This is a genomic window from Marinobacter sp. M1C, from assembly GCF_023314135.1.
In the GTDB taxonomy this organism is placed as follows: domain Bacteria; phylum Pseudomonadota; class Gammaproteobacteria; order Pseudomonadales; family Oleiphilaceae; genus Marinobacter.
This window is the reverse complement of record NZ_CP092289.1, coordinates 2,157,837-2,180,158: the sequence shown is the minus strand read 5'-3', so window position 1 is coordinate 2,180,158 and position 22,322 is coordinate 2,157,837. Positions and strand designations below refer to the sequence as shown.

Annotated in this window: 20 protein-coding genes; 5 read left to right on the top strand and 15 right to left on the bottom strand. The window is 56.3% G+C overall.

Annotated elements, in window-relative coordinates:
- Positions 1 to 7 precede the first annotated feature (7 nt).
- From nuoL to MIH19_RS10265, 12 genes are all read right to left on the bottom strand, one after another.
- Positions 8 to 1,903: an NADH-quinone oxidoreductase subunit L gene (gene nuoL, locus MIH19_RS10320; protein WP_249008774.1), complete on the bottom strand. Its 1,896-nt coding sequence runs from the start codon at positions 1,901 to 1,903 to the stop codon at positions 8 to 10.
- Positions 1,903 to 2,211, bottom strand: coding sequence for an NADH-quinone oxidoreductase subunit NuoK (gene nuoK, locus MIH19_RS10315; RefSeq protein WP_249008773.1), 309 nt, complete (start codon positions 2,209 to 2,211; stop codon positions 1,903 to 1,905). The genes nuoL and nuoK overlap by 1 nt, the downstream gene beginning before the upstream one ends.
- Positions 2,208 to 2,732, bottom strand: coding sequence for an NADH-quinone oxidoreductase subunit J (gene nuoJ / locus MIH19_RS10310; RefSeq protein WP_249008772.1), 525 nt, complete (start codon positions 2,730 to 2,732; stop codon positions 2,208 to 2,210). Before nuoJ ends, nuoK begins: the two co-directional genes overlap by 4 nt.
- 41 nt (positions 2,733 to 2,773) lie before the next feature.
- Positions 2,774 to 3,313: an NADH-quinone oxidoreductase subunit NuoI gene (gene nuoI / locus MIH19_RS10305; protein WP_249008771.1), complete on the bottom strand. Its 540-nt coding sequence runs from the start codon at positions 3,311 to 3,313 to the stop codon at positions 2,774 to 2,776.
- 75 nt (positions 3,314 to 3,388) lie between these two features.
- A complete protein-coding gene (nuoH, locus tag MIH19_RS10300) occupies positions 3,389 to 4,327 on the bottom strand; it encodes an NADH-quinone oxidoreductase subunit NuoH (protein WP_249008981.1) in 939 nt (312 codons plus the stop codon).
- A 62-nt stretch (positions 4,328 to 4,389) separates the two neighbouring features.
- The gene (gene nuoG, locus MIH19_RS10295) at positions 4,390 to 7,146 is read right to left on the bottom strand and encodes an NADH-quinone oxidoreductase subunit NuoG (protein ID WP_249008770.1); all 2,757 of its coding nucleotides are present in this window, start codon (positions 7,144 to 7,146) and stop codon (positions 4,390 to 4,392) included.
- Positions 7,146 to 8,498 carry an NADH-quinone oxidoreductase subunit NuoF gene (gene nuoF / locus MIH19_RS10290; RefSeq protein ID WP_249008769.1) on the bottom strand — a complete coding sequence of 451 codons (1,353 nt, stop codon included), beginning with the start codon at positions 8,496 to 8,498 and terminating at the stop codon, positions 7,146 to 7,148. The genes nuoG and nuoF overlap by 1 nt, the downstream gene beginning before the upstream one ends.
- Positions 8,495 to 9,019: an NADH-quinone oxidoreductase subunit NuoE gene (gene nuoE, locus MIH19_RS10285; protein WP_249008768.1), complete on the bottom strand. Its 525-nt coding sequence runs from the start codon at positions 9,017 to 9,019 to the stop codon at positions 8,495 to 8,497. Before nuoE ends, nuoF begins: the two co-directional genes overlap by 4 nt.
- Before the next feature lie 2 nt (positions 9,020 to 9,021).
- Complete coding sequence (gene nuoC / locus MIH19_RS10280) at positions 9,022 to 10,809, bottom strand: NADH-quinone oxidoreductase subunit C/D (RefSeq protein ID WP_249008767.1); 1,788 nt, start codon at positions 10,807 to 10,809, stop codon at positions 9,022 to 9,024.
- A 91-nt stretch (positions 10,810 to 10,900) separates the two neighbouring features.
- Positions 10,901 to 11,581 carry an NADH-quinone oxidoreductase subunit B gene (locus MIH19_RS10275; RefSeq protein WP_249008766.1) on the bottom strand — a complete coding sequence of 227 codons (681 nt, stop codon included), beginning with the start codon at positions 11,579 to 11,581 and terminating at the stop codon, positions 10,901 to 10,903.
- Positions 11,582 to 11,615: 34 nt separating this feature from the next.
- Positions 11,616 to 12,026, bottom strand: a complete 411-nt coding sequence (locus MIH19_RS10270; protein ID WP_249008765.1) for an NADH-quinone oxidoreductase subunit A — start codon at positions 12,024 to 12,026, stop codon at positions 11,616 to 11,618.
- Between the two features lie 200 nt (positions 12,027 to 12,226).
- Entirely contained in the window at positions 12,227 to 12,946 is a 720-nt protein-coding gene (locus tag MIH19_RS10265; RefSeq protein ID WP_249008764.1) for a Crp/Fnr family transcriptional regulator, read from the bottom strand.
- 375 nt (positions 12,947 to 13,321) lie between these two features.
- Between MIH19_RS10265 and MIH19_RS10260 the strand changes: the two genes are divergently transcribed.
- Positions 13,322 to 14,584, top strand: coding sequence for a tyrosine-type recombinase/integrase (locus MIH19_RS10260; protein WP_249008763.1), 1,263 nt, complete (start codon positions 13,322 to 13,324; stop codon positions 14,582 to 14,584).
- A gap of 24 nt (positions 14,585 to 14,608) precedes the next feature.
- On the opposite strand, the gene MIH19_RS10255 is transcribed toward MIH19_RS10260, so the two are convergent.
- On the bottom strand, positions 14,609 to 15,613 hold the full coding sequence (locus tag MIH19_RS10255) for a zinc ABC transporter substrate-binding protein (RefSeq protein WP_249008762.1): 1,005 nt from the start codon (positions 15,611 to 15,613) through the stop codon (positions 14,609 to 14,611).
- A gap of 153 nt (positions 15,614 to 15,766) precedes the next feature.
- Here MIH19_RS10255 and MIH19_RS10250 point away from each other — a divergent pair, with 153 nt between their 5' ends.
- Together MIH19_RS10250 and MIH19_RS10245 are read left to right on the top strand one after the other, a co-directional pair.
- Positions 15,767 to 16,504 (top strand): metal ABC transporter ATP-binding protein, encoded by a 738-nt coding sequence (locus MIH19_RS10250; RefSeq protein WP_249008761.1) that lies wholly within the window; start codon positions 15,767 to 15,769, stop codon positions 16,502 to 16,504.
- Complete coding sequence (locus MIH19_RS10245; protein WP_249008760.1) at positions 16,504 to 17,310, top strand: metal ABC transporter permease; 807 nt, start codon at positions 16,504 to 16,506, stop codon at positions 17,308 to 17,310. Before MIH19_RS10250 ends, MIH19_RS10245 begins: the two co-directional genes overlap by 1 nt.
- Before the next feature lie 136 nt (positions 17,311 to 17,446).
- Here the strand turns inward: MIH19_RS10245 and MIH19_RS10240 are convergent, their stop codons facing one another.
- Together MIH19_RS10240 and MIH19_RS10235 are read right to left on the bottom strand one after the other, a co-directional pair.
- A complete protein-coding gene (locus tag MIH19_RS10240) occupies positions 17,447 to 18,487 on the bottom strand; it encodes a GTP-binding protein (protein ID WP_249008759.1) in 1,041 nt (346 codons plus the stop codon).
- Positions 18,488 to 18,584: 97 nt separating this feature from the next.
- Positions 18,585 to 18,938, bottom strand: a complete 354-nt coding sequence (locus tag MIH19_RS10235; RefSeq protein ID WP_249008758.1) for a hypothetical protein — start codon at positions 18,936 to 18,938, stop codon at positions 18,585 to 18,587.
- Between the two features lie 111 nt (positions 18,939 to 19,049).
- Between MIH19_RS10235 and MIH19_RS10230 the strand changes: the two genes are divergently transcribed.
- Together MIH19_RS10230 and MIH19_RS10225 are read left to right on the top strand one after the other, a co-directional pair.
- Positions 19,050 to 19,703, top strand: coding sequence for an ABC transporter ATP-binding protein (locus tag MIH19_RS10230; RefSeq protein WP_249008980.1), 654 nt, complete (start codon positions 19,050 to 19,052; stop codon positions 19,701 to 19,703).
- Positions 19,693 to 22,293 (top strand): FtsX-like permease family protein, encoded by a 2,601-nt coding sequence (locus MIH19_RS10225; protein WP_249008757.1) that lies wholly within the window; start codon positions 19,693 to 19,695, stop codon positions 22,291 to 22,293. Before MIH19_RS10230 ends, MIH19_RS10225 begins: the two co-directional genes overlap by 11 nt.
- Positions 22,294 to 22,322 lie beyond the last annotated feature (29 nt).

The window sequence follows — 22,322 nt, the reverse complement described above, 5'->3', positions numbered from 1 at the left end:
ACAGTTCCTAAAGCACCAACACCAGGCTTAGCAAAATCAGTGCCGCCCCGACCACCATAGTGGCAACGTAGCCGCGCAGCTTGCCGGTCTGAGTTCGGGAAAGCCCGAAATGCACGGCGCGCAGGGTTTGGGCAATCAGGCGAAAGAAAGCATCGAACAGATCGCCTTGCAGTGCGCGCACCAGGCCACGATAAGGCCGCACCAGCAGCCAATCGAAAACAATGTCAAAGCCCCACGCCATATGCCACCAGGCCCACAGCCCGGCGCCTATCCCCTGCCGCGTGATGCGCGCAAGCCAGGCGCGGCGGAAAACAAATAACCAGGCGCCCAGGCCAAGGCCAGTCAACGCGGTCGCCGAAGCAATCAGCTCCAGTGCGGTATGTCCCGCTTCCACGCCCTCACCGGGGCCAGCGGGAAATATCCCGCCCAGCGGTGGCGTAATCCAGGCGCCCAACAGCGTTGACAGCAACGCCAGAATAACCAAGGGCAAGCCGTGGGCCAGGCCGCGCCCCGCCTTGGCCTGACGGGCGTTGTCACTTTTCATATCCCCATGAAAAATGCCAATGATTAGCCGCACGGTGTACAACGAGGTCAAAAAAGCGCCAATCAGACCGGCAACCAGCAACCCTTGGCGGCCTGCCGCCAGCTCTTGCCAAAGAATCTCATCCTTGCTGTAGAAACCCGCAGTAACCAGTGGCAAGGCCACCAGGGCCGCACCACCAACAATAAAGCCCATGTAGGCCAGAGGCAGCCTGCGCCACAGCCCGCCCAGGCGACGTATATCCTGTTCGTGATGACAACTGATGATTACCGCTCCGGCAGACAGGAACAGCAGTGCCTTGAAGAAGGCATGAATCATTAGATGAAAGATCGCTGCATCGTAGGCACCCACACCCAGCGCCAGAAACATGTAGCCGATCTGGCTCATGGTGGAATAGGCCAGCACCCGTTTGATATCGGTTTGGGCCAAAGCCGCAACGCCGGCCACCAGCAACGTCAGGGCGCCAATCACGCCCGCCAGGTAAAGCACCGTGGGCGCTAACTCAAACACCCCGTGCATGCGCGCGATCAGATACACCCCGGCGGTGACCATGGTCGCGGCGTGAATCAGAGCCGACACCGGCGTGGGGCCGGCCATCGCGTCGGCAAGCCAGGTGTGCAGTGGCAGTTGCGCAGATTTGCCCAGCGCTCCGCCCAACAGTAGCAATGCCGCAAGCTCTACGGTTGGGTCTCCAGCGCGCCACAACTGCGGTGCCAAGGAAAGGATCTCGGCAATGTTCAGGGTGCCAAGCTTGGCGAACAGCAGAAACATACCGATGGCCAGAAACACATCACCGATGCGGGTGATAATGAAGGCCTTGAATCCCGCCCAACCGTTGGCGCTGGTCTGGTAGTAGTAGCCGATCAGCAGATAGCTGCACATACCTACCCCTTCCCAGCCCAGAAACAGCAGCAGCAGGTTGTCACCCAACACCAGCAACACCATGCTGAACACGAACAGGTTCATAAAGGTATAAAAACGCGTGATGCCGTCATCACCGCGCATGTACCAGGCGGCGAACAGATGAATCAAAAAACCGACGCCGGTGATGACACCTAGCATGGTCAGCGACAGCCCATCCAGAGCCAATCCGATTGTCGGCTGAAAGTCCCCCACAGATATCCAGGTCCACAGGGTAACGATTTGAGGCTGACCGGAATGAGTCGTGCTGTCCACAAAACCCAGTGCCAGCAGCGCAGTAACCAGCGCGGCCAATCCCACGCTGCCCACACCCACCAAGGTACTAATGCGGTAGCTAAGCGTACCGCGCGAGAAAGCCAGAATCAGCGCTCCCGCCAGCGGAAACACGAAGGTCAGTGGCAGCAGTAGCGCCGTCGAAGGCAGTAACGTCATTAATTCCATTATCCACGCATCCTGCTGACCGCATCGATATCCAGCGACTTGAAGCGATGGTGCAGCTGAATCAGCAGCGCCAGGCCAACGCTGGCCTCTGCCGCCGCCACGGTGATCACCAGCAAAAACATGACTTGGCCTTCCGGTTGCTGCCAACCTGAGCCGGCGACAATAAAGGCAAGCCCAGCCGCGTTGAGCATGATCTCAAGGCTCATAAGCACGAAAATCATGTTGCGTCTGAACATCAGCCCCGCTAACCCTAATGCGAACAAAATGGCGGCTAGTACCAAGCCATGCTCCATGGGTACACCGTTCATGGAGCCTCCTTGCCAGCCGTTGAGTCAGACCTTGATTGGCGCCCTACATGAGAGGCTGTAACCAGCGCGGCCAGCAGCAGCAGTGCGCTCAGCTCTACCACCAGCAGCCAGGGGCCGAACAGAACCATGCCGACTTGCTTGGCACTTAGCACATCGCCTTGAATCAGCATGCCCGCATCGCCGCGCCACAATATGTCGATCAACGTCAGTAGCAGCACAACCGCGAGCAGCGATGGCCCCAGCCAAGTACGTGGCTGCAACCAAATGCGTTCCTGAGCGACCGCCGCCTGGCCCAGGTTGAGCATCATCACCACAAATACGAACAGCACCATGATCGCCCCGGCGTAAACGATGATCTCAAGCGCCCCGGCGAAGGGTGCACCCAGAGCAAAAAACACCATGGCCACCGCCAGCAACGACACCACCAGATACAGCACTCCATGCACCGGATTGGGATTGCTGATAACCCCCAGAGTCGCCAGCACTGCGACCAAACCACTCAGATAAAATGCATATTCCATGCTCCCCTCCTTTCCAGCCAAGCAAAACCCGCCCTACAGCGTCAGGGCAACAGCGTGGTGACATTGATTGGCTCGTCCTCGGCCTGTCCTTTGCCTTTGTCTTTGCCGGCGATGGCAAGGCCCGCTACTTTGTAAAAGTTGTAGTTGTGGTCTTTGCCGGGGCCGTTGATCAGCAGGTCTTCTTTTTCATACACCAGCTCCTGACGGTTGTATTCGCCCATCTCAAAGTCTGGCGTCAACTGAATCGCTGAGGTCGGGCAGGCTTCTTCACACATACCGCAGAAAATGCAGCGCGAGAAGTTGATGCGAAAGAATTCCGGGTACCAGCGCCCGTCTTCCCGTTCGCCCTTCTGCAGCGAGATACACGCCACCGGACAGGCTACGGCGCACAGATTGCAGGCCACGCAGCGCTCCTCGCCGTCTGGGTCGCGGGTTAGCACAATGCGCCCGCGATAGCGCGGCGACAGATAGACCTCTTGCTCTGGATAGTTGAGGGTTTCACGCTTGCGAAAGCCATGCATGAAAACGATGCCCATCGTGCGCAATTGCGACCAGATGCCTTTTAAAAGCCCCTTATACATGGCAACTGCTCCATGTTGATGATCGGTTTGAATGCCCCTGCCCGTGTTTCGGTTCCGTATCTTGAATCATTACTCTCAGCCCGGTGCGGCCAGCAGTATTGCCGCGCCGGTCGCCAGCAGATTGATCAGCGTCAGCGGCAGACAAACCACCCAGCCGAAGGTCATCACCCGGTCGTAACGCGGGCGCGGCAAAGACGCCCGCACGAGAATGAACAACATCAAAAAGACGCTGGTTTTGAGTACAAACCAGACGAAGGGCGGCAAAAAAGGCCCGTGCCAGCCGCCAAAGAACAGCGTGACCACCAGCGCCGATATCAGCAACATGCCGACATATTCGCCGATAAAAAACATGCCGAACTTCATGGAGGAGTATTCGACGTGATAGCCGTCTGCCAGCTCCTGCTCCGCCTCGGGTTGATCGAAGGGGTGACGGTGTACCACCGCGAAGCCGGCGATGAGAAAGTTACAAAAGCCCAGAAACTGCGGAACGATGTACCACATATCTTGCTGCGCGTTGACGATTTCGCGAAGGTTGAAGGTGCCTGCCATGGCGACAACACCCATCAACGATAAACCCATAAACACCTCATAGGAGATGGTCTGAGCCGAAGATCGCATGGCACCGATCAACGCATACTTGTTAGCGCTGGCCCAGCCTCCTAGCAGCACCGAATAAACGTTGATGCCGCCCATCGCCAGAAAGAACAGCAGGCCGATATTCAAGTCCGCCACACCCCAGCTTGGCGTGATGGGAATGATCATAAACGACAACAATAACGAGGCCATGGCGATTGCCGGCGCCAGCACGAAAATGGTCCGATCAGCAAACGGCGGTATCCAGTCTTCCTTGAAGAAGATCTTGATCATGTCAGCGACCACCTGCAGGGAGCCGAAAGGGCCGACCCGATTGGGGCCGTAGCGGTCCTGCCACCAGCCCAACAGGCGGCGCTCTACCACCGTAAGAACCGCTCCCACCAGCACCGCTACCAGCAGAATGGCCAGCGCCTGCAGCATGGCCACAGCGATATCCATTAGCGCTGGGGTTAACCAATCGGGGCGCCATTCGCCCAAGGGGCTCATGCGCGCGTCTCTTTGTAGCTCGGATCCGCAACCTCAAGCCTTACCCAGTCACCGCTGTTTACGTCGCTGGACATTCCCTCTGGCACGCTGGCAATACCGCTTGGCAAGCGCTGATCGCAGCGCAGCGGCAAGGTCAGACGCGCCGTGGCGGTTGCCAGTGTCAGCAACATACCTGGTTCAAACCCCAGCCGCGCTGCATCAGCGCTGGATAAACCGATGCTCGGCGCTTCCGCCCGTTCTTCGATGGGCGCAGAACGGGCAGAGGTTTCCTCGCCGCCAAACAGTCGCGGCAGCACCAGTAACTGCCAGCAATCTTGTCGCAGCTGGAAGGCCGCGGGGATATCGCTGGCATAGCAATAAGCACCAGGACGAGGTGCAACCAGGCGCACACCGGGATCGCCGGCACGCAAATGTCCGCCCACTTCATCGGTAAACTTGTTCCAGGCTTGGTGAGAGTTCCAGCCTGGCGCCCAGGCGAACGGCACTTCCTTTCGTGGCTGGTCGAAGCCGCTGTAGCCTTCCATTGAAAAATTGAAGGGCGTATCGGGGTCCTGGGGAGTACGTGGCTCGCTCACCGCTATATTGGCGCGCATAGAGGTACGCCCGCTGTAACGGTGCGGGGCTCGGGCCAGTTTCACGCCTTCGACTCGATAATCCGCCCCCAGGGCGTCAGACACGATTCCGGCCATTGCCGGGTAGTCCCGGACACAGGCCGCAGTCGCTTGGTCCAGAGTAATGGTGCTGTCTTCGTCTCGGGCAAGACTGGCGCGCAGCGCGTGCAACCAGCGCCAACTCTCGTGGATGCGGCACTCGGGGCGCAGATAGCGCGGATCGAAAACCTGGAAAAAGCGCTGGGCGCGACCCTCCAGATTGACCACAGTGCCATCCGCCTCGGCGAAGCTGGCCGCCGGCAACCCCAGTATCGCCTGCTGCCACGTGCGGGTACGCTGATGATCCAGCACCACCAAAGTGGTCGCAGCATCCAGCGCAGCATTGACGCGCGCTGCCGGCAGTCGAGCGTACAGATCGTTTTCCAATACGAGCAGAGCGTCCGCACGGCCTTCAACAACCTCATCCAGGGCCCACTCCAGCGGCCGGCCGCCCAGCATGTTAACGCCATTGCTGTTGACTTCCCGGCGCGCCAGCATAAGGCCGGCGGGTTTAGCGCGCCGTGACAGCGCCTGGGCAATATTACCTGCCGCGTCGAGTATCTGAATGGATTGCAGCGAGCCACCGCTGATCACCAGCGGTTTGTCTGCCGCCATCAGCTGGAGGGCCACCGTCTGCGCCGTCGCTGCCAAGGCTTCATCAAGCTCTGTTACCGCCGGTGCGTTGTTGTCGATAGCATGAGCAATGGCGAAACCCAGCCGGGCGATATCGGCAGGCGCCAGCCGCCAGCTTCCAGCACTGACCCCGTCGAGCTCGGTGGCGCTGGGATAGGCGATGTACAATGGATGCCGGCTATCCTGACCCAGAGTTTTGACGGCTTCGGCGTTCCACGTCGGGATGCCGCGCTCCTGTGCCAGGGCTTCGCGCCGAGCCAGTACCGCCTGACGCACGGCGAGCGCCAGGCGCGCTGCGCTGTGCATCAAATCCTCGCCCAGCACCAGCACTGCGTCGTGCGCTTCTATCTCGCGCAGGGTAGGAATCGGCAAGCCGCAAGAGACCTCCAGTTCCGCCATGCGTTCAAGACACACCAGTTCCGCGGCGACGATGCCACTGGAAAAGTTGTCGCGTCCGACCAGTGCAATCAATTGATGATTGCTTTCCAGGCTGGCCCGCGGTGAGCCGATGCCAATCACCCGCTTGGCGCTGCGCAGCAAATCCGCACCGCGGTCCAGCGCAGGGTCCACGTCCAGAATCGTGACATGATCGGCGCGCTCGCTGCGCCAGTCACTGTGCCATTCAGGCTGACGGGGCCGGTCAGCACGGTTGACGTAGCCGTAGCCAAAACGCCCACGATCGCACAGAAAATAGCGATTGAGCTCGCCGTGGTAGCGATTCTCGATGCGGCGAATCTCGCTGTAGCGCTCCCCGGGGCTGATATTGCAGCCCACCGCACATTGGTGACACACGCTGGGCGCAAACTGCATGTCCCACTTGCGAACGTAACGATCCGAATGGGTCTGGTCGGTAAACACCCCGGTGGGACACACTTCGGTCAGGTTGCCTGCAAACGGACTTTCCAGAACCCCTTCCTGATGGCGGCCAAAATACAGATTGTTGTTCATGCCGAACACGCCCAGATCGGTGCCACCGGCGTAGTCGTTATAAAAACGCACGCAACGGTAGCAGTTGATGCAGCGGTTCATCTCATGGGCAATAAACGGCCCCAGATATTGGTTGCGATGCGTACGCTTGCTAAAGCGGTAACGCCGCCGGTCGTGGGCGGTCATTACCGTCATGTCCTGCAGATGGCAGTGGCCGCCCTCCTCGCAAACCGGGCAGTCGTGCGGATGATAAGTCATCATCCATTCCACTACCTGAGCACGAAACACCTTGGCGTCTTCATCCGCGATGGAGATCCAACTATCGTCTTTAGCCGGCGTCATGCACGACATCACCAGCTTGCCCTGGATGTCGTCCTTGTTCTTGTATTGCTTTACTGCGCACTGCCGACAGGCGCCGACGCTGCCCAAGGCGGGGTGCCAGCAAAAGTAAGGAATATCGAGCCCCAAAGACAAGCAGGCGTGCAGCAGATTGTCCGCACCGTCCACATCAAAGGCTTTGCCGTCCACGTGAATCGTTGCCATCAGCTCACCCCTGCCAGCGTCGGCTGCGCAACACCGGCTTCAAATTCCCCCCGGAAGTGTTTGAGCGCTGTCTCCAGCGGCATCATCGCTCCCGGAGCATGGGCACAGAAGGTCAGCCCTGACCCCAGGTCTTTCGTATGTTGCTCGAGGATCTCAATATCGCCCGGCTTACCCTCACCGCGTTCCAGGGCCAACAGCAGCTTTACTGTCCACGGCAGACCGTCGCGACAGGGGGTACACCAACCGCAGGATTCCCGAGCGAAGAATTGCTCCAGGTTACGCAGCAGCGACAACAGGCTCTGACGCTGGCTTACCACCGCGATCAGGCCGGTACCCATGCGACTGCCATGGTTGCCGATGGTGTCGAAATCCATGGGCAGTTCGAGGTGCTCGGGCAATAAAAAGCCAGTACTGCCACCGCCAGGCAACCAGGCCTTTAGGGTGTGGCCCTGGCGCATGCCGCCGGCCCGTTCGATAATTTCCCGACCGCTGGTGCCGATAGGCAGTTCCCAAAGCCCGGGGCGCTGGACCAGCCCGGAGACACCGTACAGCTTGGTGCCGCCATCTTCAGTGAGCCCGCCGGATAGTCCTTGATACCAGTCTGCGCCGCGCTGCATAACGCTTGGCACATTGCATAGGGTTTCCACGTTATTGACCACCGTGGGTTTGCCCCAAGCGCCAGACTGGCCAGGAAACGGCGGTTTGGCCCGGGGGTTCGCGCGTTTGCCTTCCAGGGAGTTAATCAGCGCGGTTTCTTCCCCGCAGATGTAGCGCCCGGCGCCGGTGTGCACGGCAATATCGAAATCGAAGCCGCTGCCGGCGATATCATTCCCCAACAATCCCGCTTGCCGCGCCTCTTCGATGGCGAGGGCCAGGGCGTGCGCCGCCTCAACGTATTCGCCGCGCAGAAAGATGTAACCGTAGCGGGAGCGGTTGGCATAGCCGGCGATGATCATGCCTTCGATCAGCAAATGCGGTTGCTGTTCCATCAATAGACGGTCTTTGAAGGTGCCAGGCTCCATCTCGTCGGCGTTACAGATCAGGTAACCGCGCGGGAGATTCCCCCCGGCTTGGGTCAGTCCCCACTTGACGCCAGCAGAAAAGCCGGCGCCGCCCCGACCACGCACATTGGCCTGCTTCATGGTATTGATCACGTCATCAGGCGTGCACTCCTTAAGGCTGAGCATTGCGCCCTGATAGCCTTCCTTCGCACAATATTCCTGGTAACCGACTCGGGCGCCGTCCTCGCGCAGCCGCCAGGTCAACGGATGTGTATCGGCGTGGCGTTCTTCGACACTCTGGCGCAACTGGCAGTGATAGCGCAGCCGTGAATCCTTGGGTATCGCCTTCATTGATAGGCCTCCAGAAGTTCATCCAGATCGTCCACCCCGATGGGGCCGAAAGTGTCATCGCCGATCATCATCGCAGGGCCGCGATCGCAGGCTCCCAGGCAGCACACCGGCAACAGGGTAAAGCGCCCGTCTGCTGTGGTCTGGCCAAAGCGGATGCCGATCCGCTCGCTCAAGGCCAGGCTTAATGGCTCATAGCCGGTGAGAAAGCAGGAACTGCTGTCGCACAAAAGAATCACATGACGCCCCACCGGCTGGCGAAAGATCAGGCTGTAGAACGTCGCCACGCCCTCTACCTCGCCTGCGCCGATGCCCAGGGTTTCGGCGATGGCAACAATCGCCCCGTCCGGCACCCAGCCGTGGCGCCGCTGTACAATTTTCAGCGCTTCGATGCAGGCCGCCTGGGGCTGCTCGTAGTGATCACGCTGAGTGAGCATGGCGCTGCGGTCGTCCTCATGCAGCTGAAAACCATCCGTGACTATGACGTTTTTGGCTGAGCTAGGAGACATAGGTGTTTGCGACATAATCAGCGGTCCACGTCGGCCATGACGAAATCGATACTGCCCAGATGCGCGATTAAATCTGGTATGAAGCCGCCGCGCATCAGTACGGGAATTTGCTGCAGATGCGGGAAGCTCGGCGTGCGAATGCGCGTGCGGTAGCTCATGGTGCTGCCGTCACTGGTCAGGTAATAACTGTTGATGCCTTTAGTGGCTTCGATCATTTGTAGCGACTCATTAGCGGGCAATACGGGGCCCCAGGACACTTGCAAAAAATGGGTAATTAGCGTTTCGATGTGCTCAAGCATCCGCTCCCGGGGGGGTGGCGTGGTCAGTGGGTGACCCGCCTTGTAATCGCCTGCGGGCATGTGATTGATACACTGCTGGAGAATTCTCACGCTCTGGCGCATCTCATCAATACGCAGTTGGCCGCGATCGAAGGCATCGCCGTTGTGGGCGAGTGGTATCTCGAAGTCAAAGTTCTGATACCCGGAATAAGGGCGCTGCTTGCGCAGATCGAAGTCGCAGCCGGTAGCGCGCAGATTGGGGCCGGTAACACCCCAGGCCAGGGCGTTGGCCGTATCAAAAGCGGCGATGTGCTTGGTGCGATCGCGAACCAGTGAGTTTTCCATCATTGCTCGCTCGTATTCCTTGAGGCGGGCAGGCATCCAATCAACGAAGCCCTGCATGAGCCTGTCCCAGCCTTTCGGCAAGTCCTGCATTACGCCGCCGATGCGAAACCAGGCAGGGTGCATGCGAAAACCTGTGATCGCCTCGATCACATCGTAGCCCTTCTGGCGGTCGGTAAAGGTGTAGAACACCGGCGACATGGCGCCGAGGTCCTGAAAATAGGTGCCAAGAAATAGCAGATGGCTTGTGATGCGAAACAACTCCGCCATCATCACCCGAATGGTTTGGATGCGATCGTTCACCTGTATGCCGGCGAGCTTCTCTACCGCCAGCACGTAAGGCAGGTTGTTCATCACGCCACCGACGTAATCGATACGGTCGGTGTAGGGAATAAAACTGTGCCACGACTGGCGTTCCGCCATTTTTTCCGCGCCGCGGTGGTGATAGCCAATGTCCGGCACGCAGTCGATAATCTCTTCGCCGTCGAGCTGTAATACAAGGCGAAAAGCGCCGTGCGCGGAAGGATGATTGGGCCCCAGATTGAGAAACATGAAATCGGTATCATCGCTTTGGCGCCGCATGCCCCACTCTTCTGGTTTGAATTGCAGCGCCTTCTGCTCCCTGTCCTGACCCTCAACCGTCAGGGTGTAAGGATCAAACTCTGTTGCCCGGGCATGATGATCCTTGCGCAGCGGATGTCCCTTCCAGGTAGACGGCATCAGAATGCGAAACAGGTTGGGGTGACCCTCAAAGCGAATGCCAAACATGTCCCATACTTCACGCTCATACCAGTTGGCGTTGGGGTAGACCGGGATCACTGTGGGCAGCGACAGATCGTGTTCAAAAAGCGCTACCTTGAGCATGATGTCGCGATTACCGGAAACCGACAGCAGTTGATAGAACACCGTAAAGTCGGCCTTCGGCAGATCGTGCCGATGACTGCGCAGGCGCTCGTCCACAGCGGATAAATCAAACAGCATCTCGAATGGCTCGGGCAACCGACGCAGCGTAGCCAGAACCTCGACCAGTGCGCTGCGTTTCACCCACAACACCGGCATGCCCGTTAAGGTGGCCTGTTCACAAAGCACCTGATCGCCGAATTTCTCTCGCAGCAACGCCACAAGGGAACTTGCACGGTGATCGGTAGCGGCTGTCTTGAAGGTGTCGGTTTTAGCAGTGCTCATCTTGGCAAAGTCCCTCTCACTCTGGAATGCGGTAAGAATGCCAGTCTGGAACCCACCCATAATCTTGCGACGCTGATGGCAGGCAGGTGGGTTAAACGCTGTCTGGTGTGCGCAGTTCCGTCACCTGAATACGCTGATCGCGATGCTTCTCGCGCTGGGACGGCATCTCGGCGCGGTACACGCCCTGATCGCCAATTACCCATGACAGCGGTCGACGTTCTTCTTGAATGGAGTCCTGCAGTAGCTGCAATCCTTGCAAAAAAGCTTCCGGACGCGGCGGACAGCCCGGCACGTAAACATCCACTGGTAGAAACTTGTCAACGCCCTGCACCACTGAATAAATATCGTACATGCCGCCGGAGTTGGCACAGGAGCCCATGGAAATCACCCACTTGGGCTCAAGCATTTGGTCATAGAGCTGCTGGATAATCGGCGCCATCTTGACGAAGCAGGTACCGGCAATCACCATAAAGTCTGCTTGGCGCGGGGAGGCACGAATCACCTCCGCACCGAAACGAGCGATATCGTGGGGCGAAGTGAACGCTGTGGTCATCTCGACATAGCAGCAAGACAGTCCAAAGTTGTACGGCCATAAAGAGTTTTTACGCCCCCAGTTGACCGTCGAGTTGAGCGCGTCTTTAAGCTTGCCGGTAAACACACTGCGGTGCACCTGCTGCTGCATAGGGTCTTCGACGCGTTGACGCTTACCTAAAGGATAGTGTGCATTTTCCGCTGCAAGTGCATCTTCAACCCGCGTTAGGGTGTACGCCATGATGTTTGCCTCTCAGATGAAAGCCAATAACTGATTACATTCCTCGATGCGGCCGATCACTGCCTTGGGGAGCCCAGTCCAATGCACCGGCACGGCGGTCATAAACCAGACCGGCGAGAAGTATCAGAATAAACACCGCCGCACCCCAAAAACCGCTCCAGCCTACCTCTCGCACCGACACAGACCAAGCAAACAGGAACACGGCTTCGATATCAAAGATCACAAAGAGCATTGCAACCAGATAGAACTGAATGGAAAAACGCTGACGTGCACTACCCGTGCCGATAATGCCGCTTTCGAAGGGCAAGTCCTTGCTGCGTCCGTGGCTGCGCCCGCCAAGCAGCGCGGACACGCCGATCATAAAAGCGCACAGGCCGATGACAGCTAAGACGAAAAGCCCGATGGCCCAATACTCCGCAATCAACGCAGTCGCATTCTGTTGCATAGTTGTCCTGATCACGATTTCTGGGTGTACCTGCTAAAGTGGTTCACCCATAGCGGCGACCCAATCGCGATGTACTTATTTAACTCTCTTCTGAATTCAAAATCTAGACGGCGTTTAAGATCTTGTCAAAATTTCTGAACAACATGTAATAGATCATAGGAGTTTGAGCCAGCCCGTGTGATAACGGACAATTTCATGGCCTAAGGAGTGATGCCGTAGGAAAACAGACGGTCGGTTTCTCGCTTGACCACGGCGTAGCATTCGCAGCAAAGCACTTCGAGTGCCGGCCTGTCGATGACGGTTATTTGACCGCGATGGTATTTTATAACGTCCAGCTTCTGCAGTTTACCAGCGGCTTCAGTGACACCCTCGCGGCGAACACCCAGCATGTTGGCGATGAGTTCCTGGGTCATGTTCAGGCGATTATCCCCGAGGCGGTCCAGAGACAGTAACAGCCAGCGACATAATTGCTGATCAATGGAATGGTGACGATTGCACACGGCCGTTTGAGACATCTGAATGATCAGTGCGTGGGTGAAGCGCAGCATCAACGCCCGTATCTCGGCATTGGAATTGAACTCCTCCTTTAAGTCCACCGAGGACATCCGGTATGCGAAGCCTTTACTCTGCACAACCAACCGGGTGGGGGTGCTTTCGACACCCATGAACACTGCAACGCCAACCATGCCTTCGCTCCCTACAACCGAGATTTCGGCGGAAGCACCATCACGCATCACGTAAAGCAGCGAAATAATGCAATTGGTGGGGAAATAAACAAACTCAAGGGACTGGTCAGATTCGTAAACCACATCACCCAGTTCGAGTTCAACTAACTTAAGACGGGAAAAAAACCGCTTTCTGACACCCGCCGGCAAAGCGGCCAGCAGACGATTCTGCTCGGGAACAGCGCTAGAACTCATACCGACCTCAGTAGCAGAGCTACAATTAATTGGACCATTCCATGCCAGAAAAAATGGCGATCGCCAAATAGTTATACACGTCAATAACAACACGAAGCAAACACAACTCAGTGGATCCGCATGCTGATGCAACCACGAGGTTTACGCCTCTCGAGAACACAAATTTCTGCCAGGCAACGTGCTGAACTCGTTGCCGTTATAAACATTTACAAAGCCCTTGGCGGTGGCTGGCGCGTCGCCGGGCACCAACCGGCCGAAGCGGAATAACCTCAATATGATTATTTTCAGACCTTTATTGAAAATAATGGCCAAATCGAACATTAAAAGGATTAGATTAGCGGCGCAATCCAAAAATCATCGATATCAAGGACTAACGTGTCAGCACCCTTTACCGGTCAGCCGCTGTTCGATACCGCTCATTACCTTGAAGATCTGTCAGACTTTCATTGCCACCCATCCATACCGACATTTCTGGCGTCCTTACCTCAGCCCTTAGCCACACTGCGCGACGATTATGAAATTAGTCGCCAATTTTTGATGAAATACGCCGATGTACCTGGAACCTTTTCACGCTTTCGCGGTGAGGTTCAGCGTTTTCTGAATTATCTTTGGGTAACCACCAAACGCACGCTGGCGCAAACCGACGCCGATGTTGTGACTGCGTATTTCAAGACCCTGAAGAATCCACCGCATAGCTGGATTGCTCGCGGCGTGTTTTCGGCTTTCACCCATGCCAACGGTTTACGCCTACCAAACCGGCAATGGCGTCCGTTCGCGTTGCGCTCCAGTGATGAAAACGCCGTTTACAATGCCAGCCAAGCCAGCCTGAACGCTAGCCGAACTGCTTTACAAACCTTCTTTAAATATCTGGTTTATCAGCAATATCTGCTAACAGACCCGCTTAACGATCTACGCCGCCGTGATCGTCGCGCCAAACCGCAACTCGCCAAAGATCTCGAAGTTGCTGTGCGCCGGCTAACCGATTGGCAGTGGTCCTGGTTGCTAGAGACCTTGGTTACCGAAGCCGATCAAAACCCCAAATGTGAGCGACATTTGTTTGTGATCGTAACCATGAAATCGTTGTTTCTTCGAGTTGGCGAGTTGGCGCCGCGCCCGCTAGAGGATGGCGCAGAACGGATTCCGGTTTTTGGTGATTTCCGCCGGAAAGTGATTCAAGGCGAGCAATATTGGTCGTATTTTGTGTTTGGTAAAGGTGATAAAGCCCGTTCAGTCACCCTGCCCGATGCCTACCTGCCCTTCTTAAAACGTTGGCGCGCCTACTTGGGTCTGCCATCGCCTATGCCAGACCCGGGCGATCACCACCCTGTCCTACCCTCAACCCATGGCACAGCACTGGGCAAACGTCAGGTTCAACGCATTTACGAGCAGGCCGTTATGTTCGCTGTTGCGCGCATGGAGGACGCCGGTTTTTTTGACGAAGCCAGACAGCTTGAAGCTATAAGGTCAGAAACTCACTACCTGCGCCACACCGGCGCCAGCCAGGCCATCGAATCCGGTGCGGATATTCGCCACATCAGCGAAGAACTCGGCCATGCCAGCGCGGCTTTTACCGAGTCGGTTTACGTTAACTCGGATCAGGCCCGAAAGCGGTTTGAAGGCCGCGAGCGGAAAGTATGAGAAAAGTTGAGGGTTCGTAGTCCCCTATTTCTTTCCAAGGCATGATTGGAACCCGTCCGCGATCTCGATCAGTAAGTCCGGGTACAGGTCGGCACCGGTAGCCAGGCCTGATCCTAATGGGTCAATAACTCCAGACGTATTAACACCCGTTCCGCCAAAAACAGCCTTAACGATACCTGGATTGTATTGCGGCTCAGTGAACACGCAGTTGACGTTTAAATCCGTCACAATTTTTCTGATTTCTGCAATGCGGGCCGGGCTTGGTTTTGATGCATCCCCGATCGAGATCGCCCCTGCTGCCGGAATCTCAAAGCGTTTTTCAAAGTATTGGTAGGCGTCATGAAAAACAATGAATTGTCTATCCTTGAGCTGCGCTATGGTGATTTCAATACGACTGACTGCGGCATCAATGTCAGCTTTTCCCGTCGCTGCATTTTCAAGATACTGAGTGGCATTGTCAGGATCCTTTTCTGCCAGAGCCGCGGCTATCACATCAAGCCAGACCTTTCCGTTGGCGGGGTCTAACCACGCATGCGGGTCAGTACCGCTGTGCTCATGATGATGGCCTTCACTATGTTCATCTTCTTTCTCTTCACCATGATGGAGGTCATCATGAGCGTCGTGCTCACCCTCCTTTTCTCCGTCATGATGGCTATCCTCATGAGCGCCGAACGTGGCTCCTTCTCTGAAGGTATAGGTCGTTGTGCCCATCGCCTCCAGCAACTCGACTTTTTTTGAATCGGGAGACAGGTTATCCAGAGACCTTTCCAGCCAGGGTGCCAGGCCCTCACCTACCCAGAACACGAGGTCCGCGTCCTGTAAGGCTTGAGCTTCCGACGGGCTGAGCGAATAGTTATGCGGCGAAGCGCCAGACTGAACAAGCAGATCCGGCGTGCCTACTCCCGCCATTACCTGCGACACGAGGGAGTGAATGGGTGTGATGTCGGTCGCTACATTGGGGACAGCGTTTGCACTAAACGGCAAGGTCGCTAAAAACGCAGTAGTCATTAATTTTTGGCGCTTTCTCATTCTCTTTCAGCCTTTTTCCTGGTGGAAGCTTTATCGCTTTAATGTTATGTTATAACATATATAAAACGCGAAAAGAGAGACTTATATTGTGAAAGCTGAAAAAAGCTGCAGACCTGTGCGGATGTGTGAGACCTGTTTTCGATGGAAAAACAAATGAGAGTCCTTGCCACCAAAAACCTGTCCGTTAATTTTGGCGGGAACAGTGTGCTGCAAGACATTAATATCCATATAGAGCGGGGCGAAATTGTGACGATTGTTGGCCCGAACGGGTCAGGAAAATCGACGCTTCTGCGCGCAATTATCGGCGCCCAGGTACCCACGTCCGGTCAGGTTGAAATTATCAGTAAACAGATCATCGGCTACGTTCCACAGCGCCTTAATATTGATGAAACCCTCCCAATGACGGTTTATCGGTTTCTATCGCTTCCTAAACGCCAGCAAAAGGACGACATGGAGACTGCTCTCCAGCAAGCGGGGTTGTCAGGCCTTGGCAAACATCAGTTAAGTACCTTGTCCGGAGGACAGTTCCAGCGCGTTTTGCTGGCTCGGGCCCTTATAGAGATACCCGATCTGCTTTTGTTGGATGAGGCCACCCAAGGGCTGGATCATTCTGGCTCAGCAGACTTTTACCGACAGATTGAGCGGGTGCGGCAGGAACTGGGTTGCGCCATCCTGATGGTCAGCCATGAACTGCACACTGTGATGCGAACATCGGATCGGGTTATCTGCCTGAACGGCCGTATTTGTTGCGAAGGCGCGCCGGAGGTTGTCAGGGTCGCCCCCGAATATCGATTATTATTTGGCCTCGATAATGCGGAAATGTTCGCTAGCTATGATAACCAGAACCACCACCATGACCATGCGGCTCCCCAGCACGAGGAAGCTGTTTAATGTTCGATGACTTTATGTTCCGTGCTTCTCTTGCCGGCCTCGGTGTCGCAATCGCCGCGGCGCCGCTTGGCTGCTTTATTGTTTGGCGACGTATGGCTTTTTTCGGCGATGCAACCGCACATGCCGCCATTCTGGGGGTAGCGTTGTCACTCACGTTATCCATGCCAATATTCGCAGGGGTTTTGGTGGTGTCTCTGTTAATGGCTCTGGCCGTTGCAACTCTGAGTGAGCGCGGTTACGCCATGGATACACTACTTGGTGTGTTATCGCACTCTTCGTTAGCTTTTGGCCTGGTGGCAGTGTCCTTTCTGTCGGGTATTCGCATCGACCTGATGGCCTATCTGTTTGGTGACATTCTTTCTGTGGGCACACTTGACCTTGGTGTAATTTGGGGTGGCGCAGCCCTTGTTCTCGCACTGGTTGGTTGGCGCTGGTCGGCTCTGCTTATATCAACCGTTAACCCTGAACTCGCTTGCGCAAGTGGCATTTCGCCCAAGCGAGAGAAAATGATTCTTACCTTATCGTTGGCGGTTGTTGTGGCTGTCGCCATTAAAGTTGTGGGTGTATTGCTGATTGCCGCCATGCTGATCATACCGGCAGCGACGGCTCGCCCCTTCAGCAGAACGCCAGAAACCATGGCCATTATTGCAGCGATTATCGGGTGCGGTGCCTCACTGGCCGGATTGCAGGTGTCTTACGTTATGGACACCCCGACAGGCCCAACAATCGTCTGTATTGTCGCTGTGCTTTTCGGTGTATCCAGCGCTTTCCGGTACTTCATCCGGCCACAAAAAACTCATGCCTGACCGGCGATTCTGTGCAGCTCGGGGAGACAGCTCGCAATTATGTTATTTCGACACTTTTTTACACTTACCCATAAGACCCTATTGTCATTGGCGATCGTTTTCGTTGTCGTCGCTATTGATGATGGGCATCCAGACATCAACTGACGCGGACCTTGCAGGCCAGAAGGCCCGCTTCGAAACCTTCAAAAACCGTCTCGTCATTGTCGATGCCTTCGATGCAACTCTCTTGGGCTTCGTCCAACTCCACCTCAGTTAACGCCTGATCACTGAAGTTGTAGCCAAAAACACCGTCTGGCGTGATCAATATGGCTTTAACCCTTTGAAGGGTGAGACCGGAAAAGAACTCAAACAACCGGCCCCTATCAAACAGAATACTGGCGTGAAAACGCCAGCCAACCGACGTAAAACCGTCAGCCTGTTTTTTGATTTTAATGTAATCACCCTCAGGCAATGGCCTGTGATCTGAACGCTCTGTGGATTCGGATTGCCCAACGACGTTTTTTGATAATGCGGGCATCGTAAAGCGCCTCGACGATTCAGGCTCGGACGTTGCGTGGGCAGAAGGGGCCAAAAGAGCCGTGAACGGGATCTCCCCGAAACTCACTCGATATAACGGCTTTTCGTGACTGGCTTTTTCCAAAAGGTAAGCGTCCAGGGAAGAAAAGTCTTCATCCGTACACTGATCGGATTTATTCGCCACAAGTACATCGGCTACTGCAATTTGCTGTATGAATGTGGCGTTCCGGGTATAACGCGAATCTCGTATGCGCCGAGGATCAATCAAGGTCAGCGTCGCCCTCAAATCAATAACGGTTGCGTAATGCGGCTGGCGCAAAGACTCAATAACTTCTTGAGGGTGCCCCAACCCCGTTGGTTCGATGAGCAACCGGTCTGGTTTTGCCGCCATCAATAATCTGTTCAACGCCATTTGCATGGGCAAACCTGAAACGCAACACATGCAGCCGCCGGGTACCTCGCGGATAAAAACGCCGGTTTGAGCCCCCGGGCCTCCAGCCATCAAACCGCCGTCGATACCTATTTCGCCAAACTCATTGACCAATACCGCCCAACGCTCATTGGCGGGTTTATTGGCCAACAGGTGCAAAATGGCAGTGGTTTTGCCCACCCCCAGGAATCCGGTGATGATATTGGTTGGTACTGCTTTAGTGATTTTCATGCTGGAACTCTTTGATTTGACACTTTTCACTCAAGTTATCGGGAATCGAGTTGGCAAATACTAAGCGGCTGTCGGCAGAATACCGGCCAGCAGATCGTCAGTTGTCACCTAAATGCCTGATGCGCCGTAACTGCGCCAGCCGCGCCAACCAGTTACCCTTTTGGGAATTCGTGCAGGCTTCCTCGCTGTCGAACTGCAGGCAATTGGAAATGATGCCTGGGTCCAGGCCGGTTTGTTCAAGCGCGGCCAGGGTCCGCACACGCGCATACTGTTTAAATCCATCCACAAGCGCTTGCTCAAGGTTGGCCCGGGTATCAAAAATCCAGGTCACTCGAAGGCCCGCCGGAAACTGATTTGCCCCGTTATCGTGGGTAAGCCAGCAAAAACCGGGTATTTCCGTTTTTGCAGCCTCGCAGGCTTCGGTGAGCGCCACAACAAGCTGTCGTTCCATGTGTTTAAGTTCACGTTTATTAGGCTTCATAGTGTTATACAGTAACATGACGAACAGATCAGATTCGCATTAATCACAAAACAAGGAGCCTCTGTGTCCACCAGCGTCGAAATGAGCGGCATTTACCTTACATATCCAACAGAATCAGGTGCTGTCGCAGTGCTCAATAACGCATCACTCAAGGTTCCACCCGGCGAGACACTGGCGATTACTGGCCCATCCGGAAGCGGGAAGACCTCCCTGCTTTTGCTGCTTTCTGGTCTTGAGCGCCCGGACAAGGGCGAGATCCTGATTGGCAGTCAGCGCCTTGGTGACATGGATTCAGATGCATTGGCCGACTGGCGCAGTAAACACCTCGGCATTATTTTTCAGTCGTTTCATTTGCTGCCCGGCCTCAGCGCGTTGGGTAACGTCAGCCTGCCACTTGAAATTGCCGGGCAAGCCCACGCCCGTGAGCAAGCTATTGCCATGTTAGAGGCCGTTGGGCTGAACCATCGATTGCAGCACTATCCGTCGCAACTGTCTGGTGGCGAGCAGCAGCGTGTCGCGATTGCCAGGGCTTTGGTACATCAGCCGAGTTTGCTGCTGGGTGACGAGCCTACCGGCAATCTGGACCAGGAAACCGGCGAGAAAGTGCTTTCGCTGCTGTTCGACCTGCATAAGAAAAGCAAGTCTACGCTGGTGCTGGTGACCCACGACGAGCGTGTCGCGGAACGCTGTCAGCACAGGGTTCGGATGGACGGCGGGCACCTCTATGAAATCTGAAACATCCGCAAGACCGTTCTGGATGCTGAAATTCGCGATCTCGGATCTGCGCTCGCGCATCTCCGCGCTCAAGGTTTTTCTGGCTTGCCTCATACTGGGCGTTACCCTGGTGGCTGCCACGGCCAGTCTCTACCGGGTTATCGAGCAGAGTCTGCTAGCGGATACCCGCATGCTTCTAGGCGGCGACGTCGAGCTGGAAGCCAGTGAGCCTCTGCCGGATGAAGTGCTTGCATGGGTTCGTGCGACCGGCAGCCTCTCGCTGGTTCGAGAGCTAGACACTATGGTTAGTGGTGCAACGGTCAGTGGTTCAAGTGAAGACGGAGGCGCAAGCTTCGTCAGAGCCGAGATACTGATTCCTGATGCCGCCTACCCGCTTTACGGCGAGCTACAACTGACGCCCGACCAACCACTGTCGGAACTCACGGCACCCAAGGATGATCTTTGGGGGGCCATCATCGACCCTTTGCTGGCTGAGCGTCTGGGCCAGTCCATTGGCGACCAGATACAGATTGGCGCAGCAACTTTTCGCATCAGCGGCCTGATTGAGGCGCAACCGGATCGTAGCCTGAATGCCAACTGGCGCGGTTTACCGATCATGATTTCCGAAGCGGCGGTAGAGGCAACCGGGCTGATCCGGCCCGGCAGCCGCGTTGACTACGAGTACCGGGTGCAGACTGACCGCAACCTGAACGTCTGGCTGGATGAATTCGAGCAGGCGTTTCCCGATACTCGCTGGGATACCACAACCTTTGCCGAGCGCAGCGAACGCTTGTCCGAACGGCTTGACCAGATTGCAACGGCGCTCATTCTGATCGCTTTTACCACGCTGTTCATTGGCGGCCTGGGTGTCGCCAACAGCATACATGCCTACCTGGACGAAAAGCTTGGCACCATCGCCACACTGCAAACTCTGGGTTTGCGGCGCAGGCCTTTAGTGGGCATTTATCTACTGCAGATTGGCCTGCTGGGCAGCCTGGCAGGCATCATCGGCGGCGCCATCGGCTTGGCGCTGTCTGCTGCAGCTATTGGCCTGGCCGGCGATGCCTTTGCGCTGCCCGGATCTGGCGACGCTGGTGTGGCGGGCCAGTGGATAGCTCTTTGGGTGGTGCCGTTGCTGCTGAGCTGGCTGTTTGCTGTGCTGACGGCTTACGTGTTCGCACTGCCGGCGCTGGCCAGAGCACTTGCTGCGTCGCCGGCCGGGCTGTTCCGAGGCCGGGTTCAGGCGGCCAGTCATGAGCCTCGTAGCTGGCGGATAGCGAGTTATCTTCTGCTAGTGGTCTACATTGCCGCCACTCTGCTCTGGTTGCCCTCTCCACAACTCGGGTTCCTGTTCCTGCTGGCTGTTGTGGTGCTCTGGGGCTTGCTGGAAGGTCTGGTCAAGGGACTGCAACGCGCTGCCAGAGCTCTGGAAGACAGCGGCTTTGCTGGTCGAAATTTTGCCCGCCGACTGGCGCTGGCCAATTTGCACAGGCCAGATTCACCATTGCGGGCAACCCTGCTCTCGCTGGGCACCGCGCTGACGCTTGTGGTGGCTTGCACTCTGCTTGTAGGCACCCTCCTTCGAGCGCTGGAATCCACGATACCGGCGGAAGCACCTGCCCTGATTCTGTATGAAGTTTTTTCTGATCAGATTGACCCGCTCAAGTCTGGCCTCGAATCCCTTGATCCGGCCAGCCAGATTGAACTGTTGCCATTGGTTCGTGGCCGCCTGGCAGCGATCAACAATGAGCCAATCGCCGATGTTCTGGCCGACAACTCGCAAGCCAGACGCGAGGCCATGGGTGATGAGTACAAGCTCAGTTATCTGTCTGGAAACCCGGAGGATCTAGAACTCGTCAGTGGCAGCTGGTGGTCGTCACCGGCACCAGAGGGTAAGCCCGCCTTCATGGCGATGGAAGATCGGGAAGCCAACCAGCTTGGGCTGACGGTAGGCGACAGGGTGGAATTTCAGGCTGAGGGCCAGACAATTGCCGCCGAAATCAGAGCCCTATACCAGCAAAAAGGCCTTCAAACCCGATTCTGGTTCGAAGGCGTTCTGCAAGATGGCGCGCTGGACGAATTGATTGGCAGGTACGTAGGCGTGGTCTATCAAACCGACCGAGCTGCAAAAACGTCACAGCAGTGGCTCGCCAGAAACATTCCGAATGTGATTACCCTGCGCACAGCCGACTGGCTCGAAACAGCTGGTGATCTGCTGAACAAGGCGGCGGCCGGCCTTGCCACCGTTGCCATGGTCAGCCTGACGGCGAGTCTTCTTGTGCTGTCCAGTGTGGTCGGTGTCAGTCGCAGACGACAGCTCTACGAGGCCAACCTGCTTCACTGCCTTGGCGCCAGGCACCAGGCTATTCGGCAGTCCATGTTACTGGAAACCGGGTTACTTACCTTGCTTTCTACCGTGTTCGCAACTGCACTCGGAGCGCTGATCGCCCTACCACTGGCAAGCATGCTGCTAAAACTGCCAGCAGGCGATCTGTGGTGGCTTGGCGCGCTGGTGGCGGGTGCCGTCAGTTCGCTTGCCCTGCTGGCAGGCCTGCTGCCAACACTGCGGGCGCTGCGGTTGAACCCGGCCCTGCTGCTGCGGGAAGGTTGAGTAGCTATTAACAAAATGTATAGGCTTGT